Consider the following 10,935-nt stretch of genomic DNA (forward strand, 5'->3'; position numbering starts at 1 on the left):
CACGTATCGCGACCGTGCTGTCGCCGCGATCGGCATCGTCTCCGTTCCCCGCTGAGGTCCGCACCACGCCACCCGTCGCCGCCGGCCCCACGCCGGTGAGCGGTCGCGGTGCCTGCTGAACCCCGCGCCTACCCGCACGTCGTCGCCCAATCGCTGCCGCGAGCGCGTCGACGTTACCGTCCGGAGCCTGCCGTGCGCATTCTGCTGCTCTCCACCGCCGACACCGACCTGCTGGCCGCCCGCGCCAGCGACGCCGACTACCGGCTCGCCAACCCCGCCCGGGTGGCGGCCGACGCCGTACCCGCCCTGCTCGATGGGGTCGACCTCGCCGTCGTACGCCTGCTCGGCGGTCGGCAGGCGTGGCCGGACGGCCTCGCCGCGGTGCTCGCCAGCGGCGTACCCGCGGTCGTGCTCGGCGGCGAGGCGGTGCCCGACGCGGAGCTGATGGCGGTCTCCACGGTGCCGTCCGGCGTCGTCGCCCAGGCCCTCGCGTACCTGGTCGAGGGCGGGCCGGACAACCTGGGGGAGCTGGCCCGGTTCCTCTCCGACACGGTCCTGCTCACCGGCGAGGGGTTCGCCGCGCCCACGCCGACCCCGGCGTACGGCGTGCACGGCGCGCACCCCGGCGAACCCGACCGGCCGACCATCGGAATCGTCTTCTACCGGGCGCACGCACTGGCCGGCAACACCGCCTTCGTCGACGTGCTGGCCGAGGCGGTCCGCGCGGCCGGCGGCAACCCCCTGCCGATCTTCTGCGGCTCGCTGCGCGGGCTGACCGCCGGCGCCGGCCCGCTCGGGCTCTTCGCCCGCTGCGACGCGCTGCTGGTCACCGTCCTCGCGGCCGGTGGCGCGGTCGCCGCTGACGCCTCCGGAGGCGGCGACGAGGACGCCTGGGACGTCGGCGCGCTCGCCGCCCTGGACGTGCCGGTCATCCAGGCGCTCTGCCTGACCAGCACCCGCGAACAGTGGGCCGGCAGCGACGCCGGGCTGTCCCCGTTGGACGCGGCGATGCAGGTGGCCATCCCCGAGTTCGACGGCCGGATCGTCACCGTGCCGTTCTCGTTCAAGCAGGTCGACGCCGACGGCCTCTCGGTGTACGCCGCCGACCCGGAGCGGGCCGCCCGCGTCGCCGGCATCGCGGTCCGCCACGCCCGCCTGCGGTACGTGCCGAACCCCGACAAGCGGATCGCCGTGGTGCTCAGCTCGTACCCCACCAAGCACTCCCGGGTCGGCAACGCCGTCGGGCTGGACACCCCCGCCTCGGCGGTCCGGCTCTTCGCCGCGCTCGCCGAGGCCGGCTACGACCTGGGCCACGCACCGCCGCCCACCGACGGTGACGCGCTCATCCACGCGCTGATCGCCGCCGGCGGGCACGACGTGGAGTGGCTCACGCCGGAGCAGTTGGCCGCCGCCGAGGCCCGGATCCCCGGGGCGACGTACCGGCGGTGGTTCGACCAGGTGCCGGCGCAGTTGCGCGAGCGGATGCGGGAGCACTGGGGTGAGCCGCCCGGCGAGCTGTACACCGACGGCGGCGACATCGTGCTGGCCGGGCTGCGCTTCGGCAACGTGGCGCTGCTGATCCAGCCGCCACGCGGCTTCGGGGAGAACCCGATCGCCATCTACCACGACCCGGACCTGCCACCGAGCCACCACTACCTGGCCGCGTACCGCTGGCTCACCGCGCCGGTCGCGGACGGCGGCTTCGGCGCGGACGCCGTGGTGCACCTGGGCAAGCACGGCACCCTGGAGTGGCTGCCCGGCAAGGGTCTCGGCCTGGCCGCCGACTGCGCGCCCGACGCCGTCCTCGCGGACCTGCCGCTGGTCTACCCGTTCATCGTCAACGACCCCGGTGAGGGCACCCAGGCCAAGCGGCGGGCGCACGCCGTGGTCGTCGACCACCTGGTGCCGCCGATGGCCCGCGCCGAGACCTACGGCGACCTGGCCAAACTGGAGCAACTGCTGGACGAGTACGCCACCGTGCAGGCGCTCGACCCGGCCAAGGTGCCCACCGTGCGGGCGCAGATCTGGGACCTGGTCCGCGCCGCCGAGTTGCATCACGACCTGCACGCCGAGGCGATGCCCGACCCGGACGACTTCGACGACTTCGTGCTGCACCTCGACGGTTACCTGTGCGAGGTCAAGGACGTGCAGATCCGCGACGGCCTGCACATCCTCGCCGACGCGCCCACCGGTGAGCCCCGGGTCAACCTGGTCCTCGCGGTGCTGCGCGCCCCGCAGGTCTGGGGCGGCGCGTACGCCCTGCCCGGCCTACGGCAGGCCCTCGCCGCCGCGTACGCCCTCGACGAGCAGGCGCTGCTCGCGACGCCCGGGCAGCGGATCGCCCTGCCGGCCGCGCTGACCGACGCGGTGGACGGCCCGGCCGGTACGGCCGCCGACGCGATCGACCTCATCGAAGGACTCGCCCGGCGGCTCGTCGTCGGCATGGAGACCCTCGACTGGGCAGCCGACGCGGCCGAGGTGGTGGTCGCCGAGGTGACCGGCCAGCCGATCCCGGACGCCGCGGCGGTGCTGCGCTTCGCCGCCACCGAGCTGGTACCCCGACTCGACCGCACCACCGACGAGCTGCGGAACACCCTCGGGGCGCTGGACGGCCGGTTCGTGCCGCCCGGCCCGTCCGGCTCGCCCACCCGGGGTCTGGTCAACGTGCTGCCCACCGGCCGGAACTTCTACTCCGTCGACCCGAAGGCCATCCCCAGCCGCAACGCCTGGGACGTCGGCGTGGCCCTGGCCGACTCGCTGCTGGCCCGGCACCTGGCCGACACCGGCGCGTACCCCCGTTCGGTGGGGTTGACCGTGTGGGGCACCAGCGCGATGCGCACCCAGGGCGACGACATCGCCGAGGTGCTCGCGCTGCTGGGCTGCCGGCCGGTGTGGGACGAGCGGTCCCGGCGGATCACCGGCGTCGAGGTGGTGCCGACCGCCGAGCTGGGTCGGCCCCGCGTCGACGTCACGGTCCGCATCTCCGGCTTCTTCCGGGACGCGTTCCCGCACGTCGTGGCGCTGCTCGACGACGCCGTGCGGCAGGTCGCCGCGCTGGACGAGCCGGACGAGGAGAACTACCTGCGCGCGCACGTCGCCGCCGACGTGGCCGAGCACGGCGACGAGCGGCGGGCCACCGCCCGGATCTTCGGCTCCAAGCCCGGGGCGTACGGCGCCGGACTGCTGCCCCTGATCGACGCGCGGACCTGGCGCGACGACGCCGACCTGGCCGAGGTGTACGCGGTCTGGGGCGGGTACGCGTACGGCCGGGGCCTGGACGGTCGGGAGGCGCGCGCCGACATGGAACGCTCCTTCGCCCGGATCGCCGTCGCGGTGAAGAACCAGGACACCCGCGAGCACGACATCGTGGACTCGGACGACTACTTCCAGTACCACGGAGGGATGGTGGCAATGGTCCGCCACCTCACCGGCACGGCACCGGCGGCGTACGTGGGTGACTCGGCCATGCCGCACGACGTGCGCACCCGCACCCTGGGCGAGGAGACCCGGCGGGTGTTCCGCGCCCGGGTGGTCAACCCGAAGTGGATCGCCGCGATGCGCCGGCACGGCTACAAGGGCGCGTTCGAGCTGGCGGCCACCGTGGACTACCTGTTCGGGTACGACGCCACCGCCGGAGTCGTGGACGACTGGATGTACGAGCACCTGGCCGCCGCGTACCTCTTCGACGACACCACCCGGGAGTTCCTCAGGCAGTCCAACCCGTGGGCACTGCGGGGGATCACCGAGCGCCTGCTGGAGGCCGCCGACCGAGGGCTGTGGGCCAAGCCCGAGCCGGCCACCCTCGACCGGCTCCGCGACGAGTACCTGGCCAGCGAGGGCGACCTGGAGGATCGGGCATGACCACCTACCCGTTCAGCGCCGTGCTCGGCATGGCCGACATGCGGCTGGCGCTGCTGCTCAACGCGGTGTCCCCGGCGATCGGTGGGGTCCTCGTCCGGGGCGAGAAGGGCACCGCCAAGTCCACCGCCGTCCGGGCCCTCGCAGCGCTGCTGCCGCCGGTGCGCCGGGTCGCCGGCTGCCGCTTCGGCTGTGACCCCGCCGAACCCGACCCGGCCTGCCCGGACGGCCCGCATCCCGCCGCGGCGGCGGCCGAGACCGGGCCGGCGCGCCTCGTCGAACTGCCGGTCGGCGCCGCCGAGGACCGGGTGGTCGGGTCGCTGGACCTGGAGAAGGCGCTCGGCGAGGGCGTCCGCGCCTTCGAACCGGGCCTGCTCGCCGCCGCGCACCGGGGTGTGCTCTACGTGGACGAGGTCAACCTGCTGCACGACCACCTGGTCGACCTGCTGCTCGACGCGGCCGCGATGGGCCGCAGCCACGTCGAGCGCGAGGGCGTCTCGGTCAGCCACGCCGCCCGGTTCCTGCTGGTCGGCACCATGAATCCGGAGGAGGGGGAGCTGCGTCCGCAGCTGCTCGACCGGTTCGGGCTGACCGTCGAGGTGAACGCCAGCCGGGACCCGGAGATCCGGGTCGAGGTGGTCCGCCGCCGGCTGGCCGCCGACGCCGACCCGGCCGGGTTCGCCGCCCGCTGGGCCGCCGCCGACGCCGAGATCGCCGCCCAGGTCGCCGCCGCCCGCCGCCGGCTTCCCGGGGTACGCCTGCCCGACGCCGCGCTGCGGCAGATCGCCGAGGTCTGCGCGGCGTTCGACGTGGACGGGATGCGCGCCGACATCGTCACCGCACGGACCGCCCTCGCCCACGCCGCTTGGCACGGCCGGGACCGGGTCACCAGCGACGACGTCCGGGTGGCCGCCCGGCTCGCCCTGCCGCACCGTCGCCGCCGCGACCCGTTCGACACACCCGGGCTGGACGAGAAGCGCCTCGACGAGGCCCTGCAACGGGCCCAGGACGCCCACCCCGACGACCCGGACGACGGCCCGCACGACGGCGGCCCGTCCGGTCCGCGCCCCGACGGCCCGTCCGGGCCCCGCCCTGACGGCCCGGACGCCGGCTCGGGCGGCGGTTTCGGCGGCCCGGGTGGCCCGGGCGACCTCGACGGTGCGGGCGGTCCGGGCGGTGCGCACCACCGCGACGGGTACGGGCCGGACGCTCGTGGCCGTGACGCCGGTGGCGCCGCCCGCGACTCGACCGCGCTGGGCGGTCCGGAACGACACGGCTCCGCCGGCGGGGACGAGCGCGACGCCAGCGGGGACGAGCGCGGCACCGGCGGGGACGAGCGCGGCGACGGTCCCGAGCCATACGCCGCCGACGCCAGCGTGGACGGGTCCTCCGATCGGTCGCCGGCCGACAGCCGGGGCATGCGGCGTCGACGGGCCGGAGGCGCGGGGCCGAGCGACGCCGGCGACGATCGAGACTGGGAGGGCGGGAGCGTGGCCGTACCCCGGGGTGGCCTGCGGGCTCGGCTGCTCACCGCGCCCGGCGTCGGTGACGGGGTGCCCGGCCGACGGTCGCGTGCCCGGACCGGGCGTGGCCGGACGACCGGGGCGCGCCTGCCGGCGGGCCGGGTCGGCGCGCTGCACCTGCCGGCCACCGTGCGTGCCGCCGCGCCGCGCCAGGCGTCTCGGGGAAGGCTGGCGGGTCCGCTGCTGCTGCGCCCGGACGACGTGCGCGAGGCGGTCCGGGAGGGGCGCGAGGGCAACCTGGTGCTGTTCGTGGTGGACGCCAGCGGGTCGATGGGCGCCCGGCAGCGGATGACCGCCGTGAAGGACGCCGTGTTGGCGCTGCTCACCGACGCGTACCAGCGACGGGACAAGGTCGCCGTGATCGCCTTCCGGGGCACCGGAGCGCGAACGCTGCTGCCGGCCACCTCTTCGGTGCTGGCCGCGTCGACCCGGCTGACCGAACTGCCCACCGGCGGGCGGACGCCCTTGGCCGAGGGCCTGCTCGCCGCCGTCGACCTGCTGCGCGTAGAACGCCTACGGGATCCGAAGCGCCGCCCCCTGGTCCTGGTGGTCACCGACGGCCGAGCCACCGCCGGCCCGCGCCCCCTGGACCGCACCGCGGCAGCCGCGAGAGTCCTGGCGGCAACAGGTGCCCCCTGCGTGGTCATCGACTGCGAGTCCGGCCCGATCCGCCTCAACCTGGCCGCCCGCCTGGCCACCCAGCTCAAGGCCCCCCGACACCCCCTGGACACCCTCACCCACCCCCGCGATCTTGCAGTTTCTGTCGCGGCATAAAGGACTCAAGGACACAAATGACCAACAGAAACTGCAAGATCGCGGGAACCACGGCGGCGGGACGCGCGGCCGCGGGACGGGAGGCGCGCTGATGCCGCAGGGACAGCCGAGCCACGTTCCCGCCGACGGGTTGACGACCCGGCAGCGGCGGAACCGGCCGCTGATCATCGTCCACACCGGACAGATGAAGGGAAAGTCGACGGCCGCCTTCGGGTTGGCGCTGCGGGCCTGGACGGCCGGCCTGCCGGTCGGGGTGTTCCAGTTCGTCAAGAGCGCCAAGTGGCGGGTGGGGGAGGAGACCGCCTTCCGGGCGCTCGGCGAGGTGCACGAGCGTACCGGCCAGGGTGCCCCGGTCACCTGGCACAAGATGGGCGAGGGCTGGTCCTGGATCCAGCGCGGCGGTGAGGCCGACCACGCCGCCGACGCTCTGGAGGGGTGGCGGCAGATCCAGCGTGACCTGGCCGCCGAGCGGTACGGGCTGTACGTGCTGGACGAGTTCACCTACCCGATGAAGTGGGGCTGGGTGGACGTGGACGAGGTGGTCGCCACCCTGGCCGAGCGGCCCGGCTTCCAGCACGTCGTCATCACCGGTCGGGACGCCGACCCGCGCCTGGTCGCCGCCGCCGACCTGGTGGCCGAGCTGACCAAGGTCAAGCACCCGATGGACGCCGGCCAGAAGGGCCAGAAGGGCATCGAGTGGTGAGCACACCGTGGGCGCTGCCCCGGGTGGTGGTCGCCGCGCCGGCCAGCGGCCACGGCAAGACGACGGTCGCCACCGGCCTGCTGGCCGCGCTGCGCCGGCGCGGCCTGACCGTCAGCCCGCACAAGGTCGGCCCGGACTACATCGACCCTGGATACCACGCTCTCGCCGCCGGCCGGCCCGGCCGCAACCTGGACCCCTTCCTGGTCGGCGCCGAGCGGATCGCCGGCCTGCTGCGGCACGGCGCGAGCGTCCCCACGCCCGCCGACATCGCCGTGGTCGAGGGCGTCATGGGTCTGCACGACGGCGCGGTGGGCCGCCGCGACTTCGCCTCCACCGCGCACGTCGCCCGGCTCGTCGACGCGCCCGTGCTGCTGGTGCTGGACACCACCGCGCAGGGTCGCTCGGCCGCCGCGCTGACCCTCGGCATGGCCGCGTTCGACCCGGCCGTGCGGATCGGCGGCGTGATCCTCAACCGGGTCGGCTCGCCCCGACACGAAACGCTGCTGCGCGACGCGCTCGCCGAGGTGGGCGTACCGGTGCTCGGGGCGGTCACCCGCGCCGCCGAGGTCGCCGCGCCGGCCCGGCACCTCGGGCTGGTGCCGGTCGCCGAACGGGCCCCCGAATCGCTCGCCATCGTCACCGCGCTCGCCGAACTGGTCGAGGCCACCGTGGACCTCGACGCCGTCCTCGACCTGGCCCGCACCGCCGGGCCGCTGACCGTCCCCGCGTGGGACCCGGTCCAGGCCGTCGGCGGGCCGGCGGGCATCGGGCGGCCACGGGTCGCGCTCGCCGGTGGTCCGGCCTTCACCTTCTCGTACGCCGAGACCACCGAACTGCTCACCGCCGCCGGCGCGGACGTCGTCACCGTCGACCCGCTGCGCGACCGGTCGCTGCCCGCCGGCACCCGCGCGGTCGTCGTCGGCGGCGGCTTCCCCGAGGCGTACGCGGAGGCGCTGGCCGGCAACGGCACGCTCCGCGCCGAACTGGCCGACTTCGACGGGCCGATCGTGGCCGAGTGCGCGGGGCTGCTCTACCTCGGGCGGTCGCTGGACGGCGTACCCATGTGCGGCCGGCTGGACCTGACCGCCCGGATGACCGGCCGGCTCACCCTCGGCTACCGCGAGGCGTTCGCCGTCACCGACTCCCCGGTGGCCCGGGCCGGCGAGCCCGTACGCGGGCACGAGTTCCACCGCACCACCACCGACCCCGGACACGGCGAGACGCCGGCGTGGCGCTGGAACGACACCCCGCACGGCTTCGTCAGCGGCCGGGTGCACGCCTCCTACCTGCACACCCACTGGGCCGGGTACCCCGTGGCCGCCCGCCGCCTCGTGGAGGCGTGCCGATGACCGCCACGTTGACCGGGGTGGGCGTCGGCCCCGGTGACCCGGAACTGCTCACCGTCCGGGCGGTGCGCGTCCTGCGCGCGGCCGACGTGGTCCTCGTACCCGTGATGGCGGACCGGCCCGGTGCGGACGCCGGGCGGGCCGAGACGACCGTGCGGGAACACGTCCCGGCGGACCGGCTGCGGCGGCTGCCGTTCGCCCTCGACGACCGGGGTGGGGTGACCGCCCGCCGCGCGGCGGCCTGGGACGACGCCGCCCGGACGGTCGTCGAGGCGATCGACGCGGGCGCGGAGTCGCTGGCCTTCGCCACCATCGGCGACCCGAACGTCTACTCCACCTTCGGCTACCTGGCGCAGAGCGTCCGCGCGCTGCGCCCGGCCGTGCGGGTGGCGACGGTGCCCGGCGTGACCGCCATGCAGGAACTGGCCGCGCGCAGCGGCGTCCCGCTGGTCGAGGGGCGCGAACCGCTCACCCTGCTGCCCGCCACCGCCGACCCGGCGCTGTTCGCCGACGCCCTGGCCGGCCCCGGCACCGTGGTCGTCTACAAGGGCTGGCGGCGGCACCCGGAACTGCTGGCCGAGCTGCGCCGGCAGGGTCGACTGCCCGACGCGGTGCTCGGGCGCGCGATCGGCCTGCCCGGCGAGCGGATCGGCCCGGTCGACGAGGCCGGGCCCGACCTGCCGTACCTGTCCACGCTGCTGGTCCCGGCCCGCCGCACCCACCGAGGAGGAAAGCTGTGACCAGCGACGGCAAGGTGTGGTTCGTCGGCGCCGGACCGGGCGCGGCGGACCTGCTGACCCTGCGGGCCGCCCGGGTGATCGCCACGGCGGACATCGTGATCTGGGCGGCCAGCCTGGTGCACGGCGACGTGCTCGACCACGCCCGCCCCGACGCGGAGATCATCGACTCGTCGCAGCTACCCATCGAGGGGGTGCTGCCGCTCTACGAACGCGCCGCCGAACGCGGGCTCACCGTGGCCCGCATCCACTCCGGCGACCCGGCGCTGTGGGGCGCGGTGCAGGAGCAACTGGACCTGTGCCGGGCGCTCGGCCTGGCCGTCGAGATCGTCCCCGGGGTGTCGTCGTTCACCGCCGTCGCGGCACTGGTCGGACGGGAGCTGACCGTGCCCGAGGTGGCCCAGTCGGTGATCCTCACCCGCCTCGAAGGCGGCAAGACGCCCATGCCGCCCGGTGAACGGGTCCGGGACTTCGCCCGGCACGGCACCACCATGGCGCTGTTCCTGTCCGCCGCCCGCTCCGGGCAGGTGCAGGCCGAACTGCTGGCCGGCGGCTACCCGGCGGACACCCCGGCGGTCGTGGCGTACCAGGCCACCTGGCCCGACGAGCTGGTCGTGACCTGCACGGTCGGCACCCTGGAGGCCACCGTCAAGCAGCACAAGCTGTGGAAGCACACCCTGTTCCTGGTCGGTCCGGCCCTCGCCGCGACGGGCACCCGCTCCCACCTCTACCACCCGGGCCACTTTCACACCTTCCGTCGCGCCGAACCGGCCGCCCGCGCCGAACTGCGCCGCGCCCGCGCCGGAGAAACCGGAACCCCGTGACGTACGCCGAGCCGCCGCTGCGCGAACCGGACCTGCCGCGTACGGCGAAGGTCCGGCCCACCGCGCTGCGGACCGGCTGGACCACCGGCGCGTGCGCCACCGCTGCGGCCAAGGCCGCCGTGACCGCCCTGGTCACCGGCGAGGTCCAGCCGGAGGTGGAGATCGGCCTGCCGGCCGGGCGACGGGTGCGTTTCCCGGTGGAGCGCTGCGAGGTGACCGGCACCCCACCGGTGCGCGCGGAGGCGGTGGTGGTGAAGGACGCCGGTGACGACCCGGACGTCACCCACGGCGCCGAGCTGACCGCCACCGTGGACTTCACCGACGTCCCCGGGCTGCGGTTGGCCGGCGGCGCGGGCGTCGGCACCGTCACCAAACCCGGCCTCGGGCTCGCCGTCGGTGGCCCGGCCATCAACGACACGCCCCGGCGGATGATCGGCGAGGCGGTGGCCGAGGTCGTCGACCTCACCGAGGTCGGCGTACGCGTGGTGATCAGCGTGCCCCGGGGCGAGATCATGGCCCGCAAGACCACCAACCGGCGGCTCGGCATCCTCGGCGGCATCTCGATCCTCGGCACCACCGGGATCGTCCGGCCCTTCTCCACCGCCTCCTGGCGGGCCAGCGTCGTGCAGGCCGTGCACGTCATGGCCGCCCAGGGTGAGCGGACCGTGGTGCTGTGCACGGGTGGGCGTACCGAGCGGGCCGCCCGGGCGCTGCTGCCCGACCTGCCCGAGGTGTGCTTCGTCGAGGTGGGTGACTTCACCGGCGCGGCGGTCACCGCCGCCGTCGAGGACGCGATGACCGGCGTGGTCTTCGTCGGCATGGCCGGCAAGCTCGCCAAACTCGCCGCCGGCATCCTGATGACCCACTACACCCGCTCCACGGTTGACCTGTCCCTGCTCGGCGCGATCACCGCCGACGTCGGCGGCGACCCGGCGCTCGTCGCCGCCGTGACCGAGGCGAACACCGGGCGGCACGCGTACGAACTGTGGGAGGCCGCCGGTCTGCTCGGCACGGCCGGGGATCTGCTCTGCCAGCGGGTCCAGGCGGTGCTGCGCCGCTTCGCCGGGCCGACGGTCACCGTGGACGTGGCGATGGTCGACTTTGCCGGCGCACGCGTCGTCGCCTCCTCGGGCCGGTGGCCGCGATGAGCCGACCCACCGGGACGGACCG

At 75.4% G+C, this 10,935-nt stretch carries 7 protein-coding genes; all 7 read left to right on the forward strand.

Translation table 11 applies throughout. The annotated features are described in order from the left end of the window. Positions 1 to 192 precede the first annotated feature (192 nt). On the forward strand, positions 193 to 3,861 hold the full coding sequence (cobN, locus tag AC3EN4_RS10965; protein WP_435205821.1) for a cobaltochelatase subunit CobN: 3,669 nt from the start codon (positions 193 to 195) through the stop codon (positions 3,859 to 3,861). Next, a complete protein-coding gene (locus AC3EN4_RS10970; protein WP_435205822.1) occupies positions 3,858 to 6,155 on the forward strand; it encodes a VWA domain-containing protein in 2,298 nt (765 codons plus the stop codon). Before cobN ends, AC3EN4_RS10970 begins: the two co-directional genes overlap by 4 nt. A 91-nt stretch (positions 6,156 to 6,246) precedes the next feature. Continuing rightward, the gene (gene cobO, locus AC3EN4_RS10975) at positions 6,247 to 6,858 is read left to right on the forward strand and encodes a cob(I)yrinic acid a,c-diamide adenosyltransferase (protein WP_435205823.1); all 612 of its coding nucleotides are present in this window, start codon (positions 6,247 to 6,249) and stop codon (positions 6,856 to 6,858) included. Continuing rightward, a complete protein-coding gene (locus AC3EN4_RS10980; protein ID WP_435205824.1) occupies positions 6,852 to 8,207 on the forward strand; it encodes a cobyrinic acid a,c-diamide synthase CobB in 1,356 nt (451 codons plus the stop codon). The genes cobO and AC3EN4_RS10980 overlap by 7 nt, the downstream gene beginning before the upstream one ends. Further along, positions 8,204 to 8,944 carry a precorrin-2 C(20)-methyltransferase gene (gene cobI, locus AC3EN4_RS10985; RefSeq protein ID WP_435205825.1) on the forward strand — a complete coding sequence of 247 codons (741 nt, stop codon included), beginning with the start codon at positions 8,204 to 8,206 and terminating at the stop codon, positions 8,942 to 8,944. Before AC3EN4_RS10980 ends, cobI begins: the two co-directional genes overlap by 4 nt. Continuing rightward, the gene (gene cobM / locus AC3EN4_RS10990; protein ID WP_435205826.1) at positions 8,941 to 9,765 is read left to right on the forward strand and encodes a precorrin-4 C(11)-methyltransferase; all 825 of its coding nucleotides are present in this window, start codon (positions 8,941 to 8,943) and stop codon (positions 9,763 to 9,765) included. The genes cobI and cobM overlap by 4 nt, the downstream gene beginning before the upstream one ends. After that, positions 9,762 to 10,913, forward strand: coding sequence for a cobalt-precorrin-5B (C(1))-methyltransferase (locus AC3EN4_RS10995; RefSeq protein ID WP_435205827.1), 1,152 nt, complete (start codon positions 9,762 to 9,764; stop codon positions 10,911 to 10,913). Before cobM ends, AC3EN4_RS10995 begins: the two co-directional genes overlap by 4 nt. Positions 10,914 to 10,935 lie beyond the last annotated feature (22 nt).

This window comes from Micromonospora sp. bgisy143 (assembly GCF_057708145.1).

Coding starts and splice junctions, on each gene's coding strand:
- AC3EN4_RS10970 (WP_435205822.1), top strand. CDS start 3,858: ATGACCACCTACCCGTTCAGCGCCGTGCTCGGCATGGCCGACATGCGG.
- cobO (WP_435205823.1), top strand. CDS start 6,247: ATGCCGCAGGGACAGCCGAGCCACGTTCCCGCCGACGGGTTGACGACC.
- cobI (WP_435205825.1), top strand. CDS start 8,204: ATGACCGCCACGTTGACCGGGGTGGGCGTCGGCCCCGGTGACCCGGAA.